Origin of the sequence: Thermogemmatispora sp. (genome assembly GCF_042408735.1) — a bacterium.
Lineage (GTDB): Bacteria > Chloroflexota > Ktedonobacteria > Ktedonobacterales > Ktedonobacteraceae > Thermogemmatispora.
Genome location: NZ_JBHOQV010000146.1, coordinates 42,256 through 58,236, shown reverse-complemented (window position 1 = coordinate 58,236; position 15,981 = coordinate 42,256). Strand labels below are relative to the sequence as shown.

The 15,981-nt window shown below is 61.7% G+C and carries 11 protein-coding genes; 7 read left to right on the top strand and 4 right to left on the bottom strand.

Features of this window, described 5'->3' with window-relative positions; all coding sequences use genetic code 11:
- The first annotated feature begins 98 nt into the window (after positions 1 to 98).
- The 7 genes from ACFMO7_RS16080 (at position 99) to ACFMO7_RS16050 (ending at position 7,761) form a co-directional block, all read left to right on the top strand.
- Complete coding sequence (locus ACFMO7_RS16080; RefSeq protein WP_376796508.1) at positions 99 to 1,742, top strand: sensor histidine kinase; 1,644 nt, start codon at positions 99 to 101, stop codon at positions 1,740 to 1,742.
- Positions 1,743 to 1,744: 2 nt separating this feature from the next.
- Positions 1,745 to 2,464, top strand: a complete 720-nt coding sequence (locus ACFMO7_RS16075; protein ID WP_069804796.1) for a response regulator transcription factor — start codon at positions 1,745 to 1,747, stop codon at positions 2,462 to 2,464.
- A 6-nt stretch (positions 2,465 to 2,470) separates the two neighbouring features.
- Positions 2,471 to 4,483 (top strand): hypothetical protein, encoded by a 2,013-nt coding sequence (locus tag ACFMO7_RS16070; protein ID WP_376796507.1) that lies wholly within the window; start codon positions 2,471 to 2,473, stop codon positions 4,481 to 4,483.
- A gap of 384 nt (positions 4,484 to 4,867) precedes the next feature.
- Complete coding sequence (locus tag ACFMO7_RS16065) at positions 4,868 to 5,857, top strand: uroporphyrinogen decarboxylase family protein (protein ID WP_376796506.1); 990 nt, start codon at positions 4,868 to 4,870, stop codon at positions 5,855 to 5,857.
- 229 nt (positions 5,858 to 6,086) lie between these two features.
- Positions 6,087 to 6,707, top strand: coding sequence for an NUDIX hydrolase (locus ACFMO7_RS16060; protein WP_376796505.1), 621 nt, complete (start codon positions 6,087 to 6,089; stop codon positions 6,705 to 6,707).
- A gap of 4 nt (positions 6,708 to 6,711) precedes the next feature.
- Complete coding sequence (locus ACFMO7_RS16055; RefSeq protein WP_376796504.1) at positions 6,712 to 7,062, top strand: hypothetical protein; 351 nt, start codon at positions 6,712 to 6,714, stop codon at positions 7,060 to 7,062.
- A 45-nt stretch (positions 7,063 to 7,107) separates the two neighbouring features.
- Positions 7,108 to 7,761, top strand: coding sequence for an MEDS domain-containing protein (locus ACFMO7_RS16050; RefSeq protein WP_376796503.1), 654 nt, complete (start codon positions 7,108 to 7,110; stop codon positions 7,759 to 7,761).
- A 312-nt stretch (positions 7,762 to 8,073) separates the two neighbouring features.
- On the opposite strand, the gene ACFMO7_RS16045 is transcribed toward ACFMO7_RS16050, so the two are convergent.
- From ACFMO7_RS16045 to ACFMO7_RS16030, 4 genes are all read right to left on the bottom strand, one after another.
- Positions 8,074 to 9,060, bottom strand: coding sequence for an AIM24 family protein (locus tag ACFMO7_RS16045; RefSeq protein WP_376796502.1), 987 nt, complete (start codon positions 9,058 to 9,060; stop codon positions 8,074 to 8,076).
- 1,026 nt (positions 9,061 to 10,086) lie between these two features.
- The gene (locus tag ACFMO7_RS16040) at positions 10,087 to 10,467 is read right to left on the bottom strand and encodes a hypothetical protein (RefSeq protein WP_376796501.1); all 381 of its coding nucleotides are present in this window, start codon (positions 10,465 to 10,467) and stop codon (positions 10,087 to 10,089) included.
- A gap of 79 nt (positions 10,468 to 10,546) precedes the next feature.
- Positions 10,547 to 11,923, bottom strand: a complete 1,377-nt coding sequence (gene coaBC / locus ACFMO7_RS16035) for a bifunctional phosphopantothenoylcysteine decarboxylase/phosphopantothenate--cysteine ligase CoaBC (RefSeq protein ID WP_376796500.1) — start codon at positions 11,921 to 11,923, stop codon at positions 10,547 to 10,549.
- A 466-nt stretch (positions 11,924 to 12,389) separates the two neighbouring features.
- The gene (locus ACFMO7_RS16030; RefSeq protein WP_376796499.1) at positions 12,390 to 15,536 is read right to left on the bottom strand and encodes an FHA domain-containing protein; all 3,147 of its coding nucleotides are present in this window, start codon (positions 15,534 to 15,536) and stop codon (positions 12,390 to 12,392) included.
- Positions 15,537 to 15,981: the final 445 nt, after the last annotated feature.

Genomic DNA, 15,981 nt, shown 5'->3' with positions numbered 1-15,981 from the left:
CCGAACGTTGACAATCCCCGGCGGGACGCAGTGCCAACCTGCCGGCCCCGCTCTGTACCCAGATACATGCCTTGTCTCTATCTTTGTCGGAGCCTGCCATGTCTCGATCCCTGACGCAGCACTTCAAGGACCTGCATGGCCAACTCGTGATTCTCATCGGAAGCGCCATTCGTCTCTTGGGGGGGGAGGCCGGCCTCTTCGTAGTGGCCAATGAAGCCTTCGATCCCCAGAGCAGCGAAGAATATACGGCCTACCAAATCAACGAGGCGGCGGTGGCCAGCCTGCTGGCCCACATCCAGCGCGGGCCGCTGCCGACCCCGGCTCGTCCCTTCGTGGTTGAGCGCCTGCCGCCTGCGCTGCTGGATGAGCTGGACCTCTTCGCCGATTTCATCGGGCCGAACCCCGAGGCCACCGCCGAGGCTCGTGGCAGCCAGCGCCTCGCTCGCTCAGGCTCTGACAGCCGTCACCAGGCCCAGGAGTACGAGCGCTGCTCTCTCATCCTGCACGACCAGAGCGGTCTGGTAGGCATGCTGCACTATCTGCGCCCCGCTGGAGGCAGCTCCTGCCTGGAGAACGACGAGATTCGCCTTGCGCTCTTCCGCGCCCAGCTCGCCGCCAGCATGCGCTTCGCCCTCAAGGCGCAGTCGCTGGTCCGCGAGCAGGAGCGCCTAGCCGCCATCTTTCAGTACAGCACGGATGGCATCCTCACTGTCGACCATGCCTTTCGCATCATCGACTTCAACCCAGCAATGGAGCGCCTGACAGGCTGGCGCGAAAGCGAGGTATTGGGCCGTTTCTATTACGACGTGCTGCGCCCCAAGGATCGACAGGGGAACGATCTGGGCTTAGAGAACTCGCCTATCCTGCAGGCCTTCGCGGGCAAGCCCGTGGTCAATCGCGAGATCCAAATCACGGCCCGCGACGGGCAGCGCTTCAGCGTCAGCGTCTCTGCCTCCTGCGTCCACTCGGCGCGCGGCGAGCCGATGAACGGCATTCTCACCGTGCGCGATATCACCCGCGAGCGCGAGCAGGAAGAGCAGCGCTCGATGTTCATCTCGGTCATCTCGCACGAACTGCAAACGCCGATCGCCATCATCAAAGGCTATGCCTCGACGCTGGCCCGCGCCGATGCCAGCTTTGACCGCGAGACGCTGCGCGCACGCCTTCTCGCTATCGAGGAGGAGGCGGACCGCCTGAACAAGCTGGTCGGGAACCTGCTCTATGCCTCCCGCATCGAAGCCGGCGGCCTGCACATGGAGATCGCCCCCCTGGATCTGGAGCCGCTGATTCAGGGCGTGGTGCGACGCTTCCAGGCCAGGAGCGCCGATGTTGATCTCAGGGTCCAGCTCCCGCCCAACCTGCCGCTCGTCATGGCCGACCGCGACCGCATCGAAGAGGTGCTGGAGAACCTACTGGATAACGCCATCAAATACTCGCCCCGGCAGCGCACGGTCACCGTGAGCTGCTCCACCGTGGGCGATGAGGTGATCGTGAGCGTCAGCGATCAGGGCATGGGCATCTCGCTGCGCGATCAGGAGCGACTCTTCCAACGCTTCCAACGTCTCAACCACCCATCGCTCTCCAGCCGTCCGGGCGCCGGCCTCGGCCTCTATATCTGCCGCGCCATCATCGAGGCTCACGGAGGAAGGATCTGGGTAGAAAGCGCGCTGCATCAAGGCTCGACCTTCTCGTTCAGCCTACCTCGCAAAGAAAAGGCGCAATTGCCTATGGTGGTGTTTTAAAGATGGAGAAGGAAAATTTCGATCACCGTGATATCACTATTCTTATTGTCGACGATGAACCACGTATCCGCGACCTTGTCCGGATGAATCTGGAGCTAGAGCACTATCATGTTTTGGAAGCAAGTAGTGGAGAGGAGGCACTGGAGCAACTGCGCGAAAATCTGCCAGATCTCATCGTGCTTGATGTCATGATGCCAGACATGGACGGCTTTGAGACCCTGCGCCAGATCCGCGAGGTCTCGACGGTTCCAGTGATTATGCTGACAGTGCGCCAGGACGAGCATGACCGCATTCGTGGCCTGGACCTGGGAGCCGACGACTACATAGCCAAGCCCTTCAGTCCACGTGAGCTGCTCTCACGTATCCGCGCCTTGCTGCGCCGGGCCTTCATGCCTCCGCCGGCGCGCAAGACCGAGATCGTCGTCGACAAGGACCTCAAGATCGACTTTGCCAGGCGGGAGGTCATTGTCCGTGGCCAGAAGGTCACCCTGCGTCCTACCGAATACCGTCTGCTCTACCATCTCGTCAACAACGCCGGGCGCCTGCTCACGCACGAGACCCTGCTCTCCAAAGTCTGGGGGCGGGAATACCGCGATGAGGCCCACTACTTGCGGCTCTACATCACCTATCTGCGGCAAAAGATCGAGAAAGACCCTGCTCACCCCCAATACATTCTCACCGAGCGAGGCGTCGGCTACCGCTTCAAAGAACTGGAGGGCTAAGCGATCATGAACAAACGGGTTCGGGGCAGCACCTTGCGTCTTCGCGAATGGCTGGGCTTGCTGGCTCTCGTGCTTACCTTAGCGGTCACAGCGAGCGCCTGTGTCCCCTTTGGCAGCGCCGCCACCGTCAAGACACCGGCGTCCGGCGACGTCGCCGCCGGCCTGAAGCCGTCGCCGACGCCCCAGAACCTGCCGGCCCTCTTGCAGGCTGAGCGCTTGCTGACCACGACAGCCCACCCGCCGCGCGATCTCTACAGCCTGGCCCAGCGCCTCAAGCTGCACAGCTCTCAGCCGCCGCCCCAGCGCGGGCGCAGTGCGCCTCTCAACGCCCACCTCGGCCAGGAAGACCAGTTCTGGCTCATCAACCTCGACACCCATCGCTATCAGCGCATCCATGCCAGGCTGGTCTACATTACTCCGCACGTCTACATGTACGTCGAGGATGGCCAGAGCGCCAGCCTGACCGCGCTCAAAAGCTCCGCTGACCTCTTTGAGGAGCGCCTCTATCCCAGCGAGCACGCCATCTTCGGCAGCGAGTGGCAGCCGGGCATCGACGACGACCCACACCTGACCATTCTGAACGCTGCCGGCCTGGGCAACGGCGTTGGCGGCTACTTCTCCTCCGCCGACGAATACCCCACGACCATCAACCCTTACAGCAACGAGCGCGAGATGATCTACATCGATCTCGACGCCATGCTGCCGGGGACGGCCGACTACAACAGCACGCTGGCCCACGAATTACAGCACATGATTCACTGGCATCTGCACCCGAGCGATCCAGGCTGGATCAACGAAGGGATGTCTCTCGTGGCTCAGCACATCAATGGCTTTTCCGTGGACGGAGCCGATCGCGCCTTTCTCTCCCACCCCAATACCCAGCTCACCGACTGGAGCGACGATATGCCAGCAGCCCTGGATCACTACGGAGCCGCCTACCTCTTCCTCACCTATTTCGCCGAGCACTACGGCGGTTACCCCATTCTCAAAGAGCTGCTGAGCGATCCCGCCGATCCCCCTCTCAGTTTCGACCACGTCCTGGCCCGTCACGGTTATAAAGACCGTTTTGACGACGTAGTAAATAAGTGGTATCTCGCCAACATCGTCCAGGACACCAATCTTGACAGGGGGGACTACGGCTATGCCACCATTGGAGTTGGAAACCCCGTTCCATCGCAGGAGGTCGCCAGCTATCCCTTTACCATGATCAACACGATCCACCAGTACGCCGCAGAGTACTACACCTTCGAGCCGGCGGGGCAGGCAGGCGCTCTGACCCTGACCTTCAATGGCACACCCACCACTCCCATCATCGCCAATACACCCTACCGCTCCCAGTATGAGTGGTGGAGCAACCGATATGATAATATGGATAGTACCCTGACGCGCGCCTTCGACCTGAGCAAGCTCAAGGGCAAACACGTGACCCTGCAATTCGCCGCCTGGTTCGACCTGGAACGCGACTACGACTATGCTTTCGTCGAAGCCTCAACCGATGGAATCAACTGGACCACGCTGCCCGGCCGCTACACGACGGCCAGCAATCCCAACGGAGGGAACTGGGGTTACGGTTATACCGGAACCAGCGGCGGCGGCAGCAACCCACAATGGGTCGAAGAGCAGATTGACCTAACCCCCTATGCCGGTCAGCGCATCCAGTTGCGCTTTGAGGAGGTCACCGATGATGCGGTCAATCGTCAGGGCTTCGCGCTAGCCTGGATACGCATCCCGGAGCTGCACTTTGAGGACACCCTGACCAGCGACAACGGCTGGATCAGCCACGGCTTTATCCGCTCGGCCAACGTCCTGCCGGAACACTATACTGTGCAGGCCCTGGTCTATGAAGGCCAGGACTTCAGCGTTCGCCGCCTCGCTGCCGACATAGCCAGCGGACAGGCCACCGTGACCATTCCGGGCTTTGGCAGGAAGGTCAGCCGGGTCGTCCTTGTGATTTCCGCCCGGGCAGTCGCCACCTCGCTCCCGGTCCGCTACCAGCTCACGGCCCGCCTGGGGTTATGAGCGCGGCGGCTGGTCCCGTTACCACCAAGCGTCCGCAAGTCCCGGCCTGCCCGGTCACCGCGGCCACAGTCCTACCCTGGCAGGAGGGGACAAGAAGAGGCGCAACGGATCAGCCCGGCGAGGAACGACCCTTGCCCTGACCGAGCGATCAGCCAGTCGATTAACGAACCGACCAGTCAGCTAGCCGGTGCCACCCTTCCCAGGCGAGCCGCGGGCCTCGCCACTCGCCAGCGGAGGCCTGGTTGTCCTGTCTCTGGCGCCTTCTTCTGACGATGAATCGGATCTGACCGAGTGGGCAGCGGCTCGTGGGCTGCCTACCCGGAACAGCTGTAGACTTGGTTTGTGTCCAGTTAGTGATCTCGTCTAGAGGGGATGGGAAAGACCTTGAACAAGAAGGAACGTGTTGAGGCCGCCTTGCGCGGTAAACCGGTCGATCGCGTGCCAGTGAGCATGTGGGGCCACGACTACGAGCGCGAGTGGAACGTGCAGACGTTTGTGGAAGCGATGATCGAGAACTTCACGCGCTATGACTGGGACTTCCTGAAAGTCAACCCTCGTGCCTCCTACCACGTCGAGGGCTGGAACGTCCGCGTGCGCCCCTCCGGCGATAAATACAAGCCGCCGGTCTTCGAGGATACCCCTATCAAGAGCACCGCGGACTGGAAGCGGCTGCGCCCACTGGAGCCGACCCAGGGAGCCTTGGCCGAGCAGCTACGAGCCTTGCAGCTCATCAAGTACCATCTTGGGAACGATGCCTACTTTGTACAAACGATTTTCTGCCCTCTGGGCGTGGCCAGGTACCTGGCTGGCAACAGCACCGAGGCAGTATTGCACAGCATGCGCGAGGATCGCAAGGCCCTCCATACCGGACTGCGTACCATTCTGGAAACCTTTACCACCTTCGCCATCGCCTGCATGGAAGAGGGGGCCAGCGGCATCTTCTATGCGACAAATGGTTGGGCCCGCGAGGGCCTGCTCACCCAGGACCAGTACCGCGAGTTCGGCGAACAGTACGACCTGGAGTTCCTGGATGCTATCAAGGGGCGCAGTAAGTTCACGATCCTGCACAATTGCGGCTCCCACATCTACTTTGACTTGCTGGCGAACTATCCCGTCCATGCCATTAGCTGGGCCGCCACCCTGGAAGGGAACCCCGACCTGCGTGAGGGGAAACGCCGCTCGGGCAAAGCGGTGATGGGCGGCATCAGCGAAAAGACCGTGCTGCGCACCGGTACCCCAGACCAGGTGCAGGAGGAGGTGCAGAAAGCGCTGGAGCTGACCGGCGGCGAGCAGTTCATTCTGGCCCCAGGCTGCGCTGTCCCCCCCGATGCCCCTCCCAGAAATCTGGAGGCTGTCCGACGTATGCTGTCTTGACACATGTCAAGGCATTCGCTATACTGCCACGATAAGGAGCGGCGCAACCTGTTCCCTGCACAGGAAGAGGTTTCGCGCTGCGTCAACGCTCTGGCAGGTATCAGTACGCGGCGCGACTCTCTCAGGTCGCGCCCAATTCTTTTGTTTGTTGTTGGCTGGCTGATCAGTGAAACGAGAAGAGAGGCGACGGTCAGCAGCAGCACTAGTAGTAAGGAGGAGTGGGGCGAAGTTGCGATGGCATAAAGAGGAAACGGCCCGGGGCTGGGAGCGCTATCAGCCCTATCGTACACTGCGCGCGTACTCAGCCGGAGGCGTTGTCTTCCGCCTGGTTCCAGCCCCCGCCCCGGTGATCCAAAGGCAGCAGCAACAACAGCAACACTACGCCAGACAGCGATCCGTTCAGGGGAAAGCGCTGCGCAATGCGCGGGGATTGCCTGGGAGCGACGGGATGAGCATCGAGGTGGCCCTGGTAGGCCGCAGCCATCCAGGCATCTGGGTGCTTCCCAAGGGAACACCGCACGCCGGTGAGACGATCGAGCAGGTGGCCTTACGCGAGGTGCAGGAGGAAACGGGCCTGCAGGTGCGCCTGATCGCCTACATTGGCACGATCTCTTACCGCTTCGTGCGCGACCACATTCGTTACCATAAGCAGGTGCGTCACTTCCTGCTGGAAGCCATCGGCGGCGACATCGCGCTGCACGATCACGAGTATGACCGCGTGGGCTGGTTCTCCCTGGGCGAGGCCTGCCGCCTCCTGACGTATCAGAATGAGGTCAATATCCTCTATCAGGCGGAGGCCATCTTGCAGCGCTGGCTACAACAGCGGCATCGGCAGGAAGGATCTTGTTAGCCCTATGCAACAGCAACACGAAGAGCGCACGCGCTATTCCCTGTTTCGGCGGGTCTTCTTCCCCTACAGCGGCGGAGAGGCGCTGACGATCAAACAGAGCCTGCGCATCATCATCGCCTGGACACTGGTTGTCCCCGTGTCCATGACGCTGCTGACGCTCGTCCTGTCCCTGCTCCTCGGTTTCTCTCCGCAGCGCATCGTTCTACTCGTACTCATTACCTTCTTCTCAGGCGTGATGGTCTTTGGCCTCCTAAGCCTGGTCGTCATCGCCACCAACAACCGAGCCGCTCGCCTCCGCCAGGAGCGGCTGGCTCGCCTAAGCCAGAGGCGCCGGACAGAAGACGCAGAATCGTAATCAATCAATAACAACAGCAACAAGAAGAAGACCGTGGAGGTAGGTATGGATCTTAGTGTCGAGGGCAAATCTGAGCGCATTCCTCCCGGCTCGCACATTTGCCAGCTCTACAGCAAGGTGACCGAGATTCCAGGCGTGACGGCGCGCCTCCTCCGAGTCGGCCTGGCGGCCTCGGAAAAGTGCCTTTTCGCCGCCGCACCCGCCCAGGTTGAGGAGCTGCGAGAGGAATTAGCAAAACTGAACGTCGATGTCAATGCCGCGCTCGCCAGCGGACAGCTGGTCTTGCACGAGGAGCGGGAGAGCTTTCTCGCCAATGGCTCCCGCTTCGATCCCTATTTCCTGCTCTCCTCCCATCAGACTTTCATCGCTCAGGCGCTGCGTGAAGGCTGGAAGGCTGTCCGCATCTCTATCGATATGACCTGGCTGACCAGCGACGTGGCAACGCCGGAGCAGATTCTTAAATACGAAGCTGCCTCCGATGCCGTTTTCACCTTCCAGAATGCGCCCATCATCGCCCTGATGCACTATGACCATAGCAAGCTGATGCCCGGCCTGGTGGCCGAGCTGCTTAAGCTGCACCCTATCTCCGTGGTTGGGAAATATATCAAACGCAATCCTTACTACCTCAACTCGGAGCAGTACATGCTCAAGGTGCTGCGCATGAGCCGTGATAAGGACCAGGGACGGGCTGGCTCCTAGCCTTCGAAAGCGGAGCGCAGTGCGGCAGTGCAGCCAGAGCCAGCAGGAGGCTGCACGCTGGCCAGTGAGAGGGACTGGACCAGGGAGGAGGCTGCCCGGCCCCGAGCAGGCAGGAGAGGCGCGTGGCCGGCGGATTGGCTGGCCTTGCTTTGCCTGTCTTCTCCCCTCCTGCCCCGCATCCCTCCGCACAGCCCGCTCGCCCCACGTGCGCAACTCGCTCGCTCGGCCGGGTTGAGCGAGCTAACCGGTCCTTGCATTCCTTTCCCCGTGATTTGCCTGGCCACAGGGCATCGCAGGCTTGCTGTCGATGGACTAGCTGAAGAGGTCGCCCAGTCCTCCGAAGTTGCTGGTTCCTCCGGCCTGGGGCGCGCCCTCGTACTGCGGTGGGTGGTACGTCATGGACTGGATCCCTATTCGTCCCGGGCCGATGAAGCGATTCAGGGTGATCGAGGCGCCCGCCAAAAAACCGCCGATGGCTCCCAGAATGCCGCCACCGCGCTGCGAGCCGGCCACGGTGGTCACCGTCATCTGGACCGAAGGATCTTTCCAGAGCCAGGCCCCCGGCTCAATATCCAGGGCCTCGCCCGGCGCCAGTACCTTCTCGAAGACATTGCCGTAGCCATGCAGCAAGACGATCCCCTCGCTGCCAACGGCAGTAAAGCGATCAATAAAGAAGCCGGTACGACTGAAGAGAATGTTGGCAATTCCCTGGACAAAGGTAAAGTCATAGTCGACGTTGCCGGTCGCCACCAGAAACTGGTGCTCGCGCACCTCCACGGTCTGACCAGGCTGGAGGCGCAGCGCAACGATCTGGCCCACCGAGTCCCGGGAGAAGGCAATATTGCCTGGCCCATAAGCCTCGGTTAAAAAAATCTGCAGGCCGGCGAAGAAACGACGGGCCGCCCCTCTAAGAGACTTGAAGCCGATCTGGACTCCAGGATGCTTCCAGAGCAAAATATGGTGCTCAAAGTAGATAGGCATCTGACTGCCAAGCATAATATCGACTACCGGCACCAGCTCGCCCTCAATGGAGATGGTCATATCAGCTACCTGCAGAGGGCCACGCGGATTATGCAACTCTGCCCGGGGAACGGCGTTGCCAAAGGGGCTGCTGCCATACTCCTCGTACTGATTGGGGGGCACATAGCCCCCTGCAGGAGCACTGTAGGGGTCGCTGCCCGGCGGCAACGAGGACGCGGGCGGCGCAGGTGTTCTTCCCAGCGGCTGCAGTGGCATTCCACAGGTACCACAGAAGCGCACCCCATCGGCGACTTGACTCTGACAACGGGGACAGATCATTATCAAAACCTCCCTGGTGGTGGTAGGTTCACATAGGCCAGGCGAGGCGCCAGCCACACCTGCCAGAGCAGCAAGCATCACATCAGGGAGCAGAACCGCTCCCGCCTGGCCTCTCGCAACTTTCAAACAGCAGCACAGAGATGGCGATCGCTTGCCCTGCACCCTCGCTTCCGCATGGATCCGGCTCCTTTCCTCCGGCCAGGGAAGCAGAGAGAGCCACGACAGGAAAGCAAAAATGGCCGGCTCCCCTCTGAAAAATATAAACGCAGGGAAAGCCCGGGACTCCAGAGCGCGTTGCCAGGTTGCGTTACCTGTTCTGTCCTCTTACTGCCTGACGGAGAAGGCCAATCGTCTGGTCTGGTTCCACCTTGGGGACAGGCCAGGCTGTGAACGCAGCTACGAGAGCCTGGGGAGCGAGACAGGAAGGGAAAGTTCAGGACCAGGCTGGCTCAGAGGAGGAGGGAGAGGAGAGATCGCGCCCGCCTGACGGGCAAGAGATCCTCCCCTTTTCTCCAGACCAGCCATCTGCTCCATCAGAGTAGGGCAGAGTCAGAGTCGCACACAATGCCAGAGCGTAACAGACAATCGGAAGGCTGAGGTCAGCGCGGCGGCTCAGAGCACAGCGCCACGCACTCAGCAAAGAAGGCGTGCCGATGAGAGCCAAGCCAAGCCAAACCTGGCTCATACCGTCGAACTAAAGGCAAAGAGACCCTCAACCGCGGGCCAGTGCAACGCGGGACAGAGCAAACGAACCGCCTACAGAACCTTCGCTCTCGGGAGCCGCTGAGGGTCTCCGCCAGCGACCGCTTCTTCAGCAACGCCCGGCGACATGCCTGATGCCAGCCGGAGCAAGAGCAACAAAGGCGTGCAATCGGGCAAGGTAGATAGACAGGCAGGCGGGCAGCATGCAGCGCTGTTCTCCTGACAGCCTGCCACCGACCCACGAGCGCGGCGCCGGCCACTCATCGGCCAGCTCGTCGAGTGCCAGCGAGTGGGCAATCGGGCCAGGTCATCGAAGCGGGCAAGCTAGAGAACAAAGCTATCAGCGAGCGGGCTGCGATTATTGCCGTTCTCCCGCTTCTCATTGAGGTTCACCGACTGCTGGCTACCGGTTTGGCGCATTGGCTGCGAAGGGTAAGCGGGATTCTGAGCAGCGCTCGGCGTCACCGGAGCGCTTTGGAGATTCTGCAAGCTTTGCAGAGCGGCCTGCGATTGAGCCATTGGCTGATCGGTAGCCAACTGAATGGTCTTTCCCTCGATCACCACAGCGATGCCGACGCCGCGGCGCAGGTCGGCGAGCTGGCGGCGCAGCTCGCGGTTCTCGGCCTCCAGGGCCTCCATCAACTTCTTCTGCTCCAGCAGCAGCTGGGCGATTCCTTCGAAACCAGCACTAGCACTGCGTTCCATAGCGGACTCCTCCTGCGTACTCCGTGTACCCAACAATTCTAACAGAAAAGCACCCATCACAAAGCCACGTCCTCCCAACTTAGTTCGTCCCCAGCAGGGGGACGATCCGATCCCAGATGGCAGCCGCGACCTCCTCCTTCGGCATGACCGGCAGCTCCTCCAAGCCGCCATCGGCGTGGAAGATATAGACCTTATTTGTATCGGAGCCGAAGCCACTATCGGGGCGAGTCACATCGTTGGCGACCAGGAGATCCAGGCCCTTCTGCGCCAGCTTCTGGCGGGCGTAGGAGAGCACATCATGGGTCTCGGCGGCAAAGCCAACGCGGATCAGGCGGCGTGGGCGAGCAGGCATTTCCGGCGAGCGTGAGGGCGGCGAGCCAGCACCCTCTGCCGATGCTGGCGAGGCCGAGGCGTGAGCCGACAGAGGCAGGTGCGCGAGTTCCTGCAGGATATCGGGATTGCGCACCAGACGCAGGGTCAGCTCTCCCTCCCCCTCCGCCTGAGCCTGGGCATGGGCAGGCAAGCCCTCGCCGGCGCCAAGCTCCTCCTTTTTGATCTTGCGCGACGCTGGGGCAACGGGACGGAAATCGGCCACCGCTGCATTCATCACCAGCACATCGGCGGCAGCCACGGCCCGGCGCACAGCCTCCAGCATCTGGAGGGTGGTCTCCACCTCCTCGAACTCCGCCCCGTAGGGAGGAGTCAGAGCCGTAGGGGCAGAGATCAGCCGCACCTGGGCGCCACGGGCCAGAGCCTCGGCAGCCAGGGCGAAGCCCATCTTCCCCGAGGAGCGATTTCCCAGGAAGCGGACCGGGTCCAGCGGCTCACGTGTTCCGCCGGCAGTTACGACAACACGCCGACCAGCCAGGTCGCCAGAGCGACCCAGCAGCCAGCGCACAGCCCCCAGCAGGACCGGCGTTTCCGGCAGGCGTCCGGGGCCGACTGCCCCAGAAGCCAGGTGCCCCACCTCGGGCGGGACCACGTGGGCCCCGCGCTCGCGCAGCAGGGCCAGATTCGCCTGGGTCGCCGGATGCTCATACATCTCGGCGTCCATTGCCGGAGCCAATAAGAGCGGGGCCCGCGTTGCCAGGGCCACCGCCGTCAGCAAATTATCGGCGATTCCATGAGCCAGCTTCGCCAGCGTGTTAGCCGTCGCCGGCACCACCACCAACAGCTCGGCAGCGCGCGCCAGCTCAATGTGCAACTCGGCGGCATGCTCTGCCGCCTGCCATAGATCGCTATAGACGGGCCGATGACTGAGAGCAGCAAAGGTCAAGGGACGGACAAACTCTTCGGCGCGCTTCGTCATGATCACATCGACGAGCGCTCCCGCCTGCTGCAACTTGCTCACGAGATCAGCAGCCTTGTAACAGGCGATCCCCCCGCAAATGCCAACGATAATACGCCTGTTGAGTAACACTTTCCCTCTTGCCCGTCCGCTCGCTTGCTCGCTCATTGTTCCCAGAACTGGCCCGGGTGTACCCGGATAAGAACATTGTTACAATAACATAAGGTGAAAAGTGCGATCAAGCAAGATGCCAAGAAGTACCATGCGCCCCTCTTCGCCTTTATGCCCGATATCCTGGCCCTGTTCCTCACAGTTCCTTGCTATTGCAGCCTTCTTCGATCGGACCTGGTAGGAGGGGGAAGGAGAGGAGGAGGCGCGCCAGCGGGAGGCGGGAGCCGGGTTGGCTGGGTGGGCGAGTCGGCGTTAGCCTCTCTCCTTTCGGTCCCGCACTCTGGCCCGCTTCAACGGGTTGGAGCGGCGGGCGAGCGAGAGCCTGCTTGCGCCGCGGTCCCGGCCCCCGTCCTGTGCTGTCCTCTTCGTCTAGGTCTCATCTTCCTCGCTTACCTGAGAGTCGCCCCAACCAGAGGCTTTCGGTGTGTCTGCCTCACTCAGCTCTGCCGTTCTCTCCTTTCTGCTAGCGCCTCACATCCTTGCGCTTGAGGAAGTAGGCGATCAGCAGAGCCAGAACGACGCTCATGAGGGCCAGGGCGAACCAGGTCAGCAGCAGGTGAAAGACCGCCTCGGCCTGGCTATGGCCATCGTAGGTCGGGAAGAGCGTCCCGTGATAGGAGAAGCCGTCGGCGCCCAACTTGTCTCCGTGCAGGCCGATTGAGGAGCCGAGGGCCGCCATCGCCCAGCGAGCGGCGAAGAAGGCTCCCAGGAACTGCATCAGGGGACCATTGAGGGCGAAGATAATGCCCGAGAAAATGACCTGAGGAATAAGCACAATGGGAACAAAGCTCATTGCCCGGTCATTATTGGGGGCGATGGCCGAGATCGTCAGACCCAGCATGAGGCCCGCCAGCGAGGTGAGAGCCATGGTGATGTAGATCTCCAGTCCGACGGGCAGGAAAATCCCCTGATGGAAAGGCGCCTTCAGGTTGACCATGATCACCAGAACCAGGCTCTGGAGCAGGCAGAGCAGGCCAAGCACGGCGATCTTAGAGAACATGTAGGGAATAATGCCCAGGTTGACCGCGCGTTCGCGCCGGTAGATGGGGGCCTCCTTGACGATCTCCCGTGCGCCGTTGATACAGCCAAACATGACGGCAGCGAAGGCCATGATGAAGAGGATCTTCTGAGCGTCGCCGCCCGAGCCGGGAACAATATAGTAGTTCAGCGCCTGATCTTCGCTTAGCCCTTTCTGGGCAAGGAGAGCCTGGCCCTGGGGGGTCTGCAGGGCGTTGATCACGTTCTGGCAGTCGTATTTGTTGCCATTGGGGACGGTGATCGGGATGGCCGGCAGGCCCGACGGCGGCGGCTGCGTCTGGCAGGTGGCGATGCTGCTGGAATCAAAGGTTCCATGCCCGGCCAGGAAAAAGAGAATGATACCGATCACTGGCGCCTGCAGCAAGAGAATGAGCAGGTTGCCAACGTCGTTCTTGAGCAGTTCCAGATAACGGAAGGAGAGCAGCCAGAACTGCCGCCAGGGGTTGCCGCGTTTCGGCGGCTTGACGGCGGCGGTCTGTGCAACCGGCTGGTTGAGGCGGCCCGCCGGCCCCGTGCTCAGCGGCATGGCGACATACTTCTGGTAATCGGCCGATTGTTTGAAGCGCTCCGCGGCCTGTTGGGGAATAGAGGGGTTCTCGTCGGTCGGCTCCAGGAGACTATAGATCTCCGCGAAGTCGCTGCGACCAAAAAACTGCTTGGCGTCCTCCGGCGGCCCGAAGTAGGCCAGGTAGCCGCCTGGGGCCAGGAAACAGATATAGTCGCAGACATTGATATTGGTCGTAGCGTGGGTTACCAGAATAATCGTGTGCCCTTTATCGGCCAGGCGGCGCAGGAGGAGCATCATCTTGCGATCCAGGCCGGGGTCGAGGCCCGAGGTTGGCTCATCCAGGAAGAAGACGCTCGGATTCGCCAGCAGTTCCATCGCGATCGAGACCCGTTTGCGCTGGCCGCCGGAGAGCTTGCTCACCAGCAGGTGGCGCCGGTGGGTCATCTCGACATCTTCCAGTACTTCCTCAATGCGCTTCTGAATCTGCTCGTGGGTGAAATCCTCGGGCAGACGCAACTTGGCGGCATAGTAGAGCACGCGCTCCACCGTCAGGTCGCGGTGGACAATATCATCCTGGGGCACATAGCCAAGCTGCGTGCTGAAGGCGGCCAGGTTCTTGTAATAGTCCTGGCCATTGTAGAGGACAAGACCCTCCTGGGCCGGTCGCAGGCCGTTGAGGGCATCCATAAGTGTCGATTTCCCGGCGCCCGAACCGCCGACGACGGCGACGAACTTGCGCGGCGGAATGACCAGCGAGATGTCCTGCAACAAGAGCATGTGGTGGGTGCCGTAGCGCTTCAGGTGGAGCGCATCGATGCGGATGCTGCGGCTCTCATCATGCTGGGTTAGCTCGGTGCCGGTATAGATCAGTCTGAAGGGGCCGATACGAATCTCGTCGCCGGGCATGAGCAGGCGCTGGCCCACGCGCTGCCCGTTGACGTAGACATGGTTAGTGCTGCCGAGGTCGACGATGCGATAGCTGCCGTCGGCCAGGCGCTCCAGGCGCGCATGATGGCCGGAGACCTGGGGGTGGCTGAGGACGAGCATGTTATCGCGATGGCGCCCGATAGTGATGACCGGCGCGCCCAGGGGCACCGGGTGGATCTCGGGCAGCATCTCCTGGACCTGGCCACTGCCATCGTTATAGGCAAGGGTGACGAGGGTGCCGTGCTCGTCGCCAATGCGGAAGATATCTCCCCGCTCCAGCGGCTTGCGGAATTGCTCGTCTCCGCGAATGCGCTGGCCCCGATAGAGGAGGCCATTGAGGGTGCGCCCACGCGCTGGATGGGGATGCACAATATAGGGCTGGTTGCCGTCGAAGACAATCTGGGCGTGGAAGGCCGAGATGATTGGCTCTGGAATGACAATGTCGTTGGAGGGATCGCGCCCAATACTGATGATCGGCTTATTGAGCGGATAGACCAGCTTTTCCCGCCGTACGTTGCTGCTGATTTCCAGCGACGGTACTCCCTGAGGTACCCCGGCATTCGCCGCCGCGGCGAGCTGAGCCTTGAAGAGTTCGGAATCGACGCGCTGGGTCCCGCCTTCACCCGCAGCCGGAACAGCCCCAACAGGAACGGCTCCGACCGGTCCCACGGGAGGTGGCGGAACTGACCCCGACGGCGAGGGAGCTGCACCCGGTGTGGCCGCTGGCTGGGCCTGCCCCTGGAGAGAGCCGGGGCTGGTCGTTCCTCCTCCACCAGAAGGCTGCGCGGCGTTGGCGTTAGGCCCACTGCCGGCCTGCCCAGCCGCAACCAGGAAGAGAAAGGTCGTACCCGATCCCAGCCCGATGATATCCCGATCGTGAATGGTCTCCCGCTGCACCTGCTGCTTGTTGACGCTCAGTGTATTCTGGGGACTCAGCTTCTCGATGACCCAGGTCCCGTTTTCGTAAAGCAGGCGAGCGTGTTGACGCGAGACCGTTGGGTCAGAAATAACGACATCGTTGCTAGGCTCGCGCCCAAGGGTAGTCACAGGTTTGACGATTTGTACGGTGGTGCCCGCCAGGGGGCCGGTTAGAAACCGTAGAGTGGCCAGGCCCGGAGGACTGTTGACGGCATCCATATTCTTCCCTGGCTCCTTCTCTTGACTACTTGATCTCGCTGCAGACTCTCGTTCATGCCCTGAATTGACATTCGCCAGCCATTATAGCGGAGCAAAGGGAGCAATGGCAATCGGCTTCTTCGCCGAGGCGCGACGCCTGACCAGCTCACCCGATCTGGCCGGCTCACAGCTAACAGCTCGCTAGCCAGCCGGGCAGGTCAAGCCACAAGCGAGGAGGGAAAAGGGGGTCAGCAACACAGCTCCCACCCGCCTCCGGCCTCGACAGGCCCCCTCGATAGCCCAGCACCACCGCCACCCCCACGCTTCAGGCCGGCAGTTCCGCAGGCCGATGGGCAGCATAACCCATCTGCCGCATCTGCCCAATAGTTCAACGCGGCATCAAGCCCATTCTGGCGGAGAATCTGCGAAGTAGCGGGAAGAGGATACCCAGACCTGAGCAGCGCAG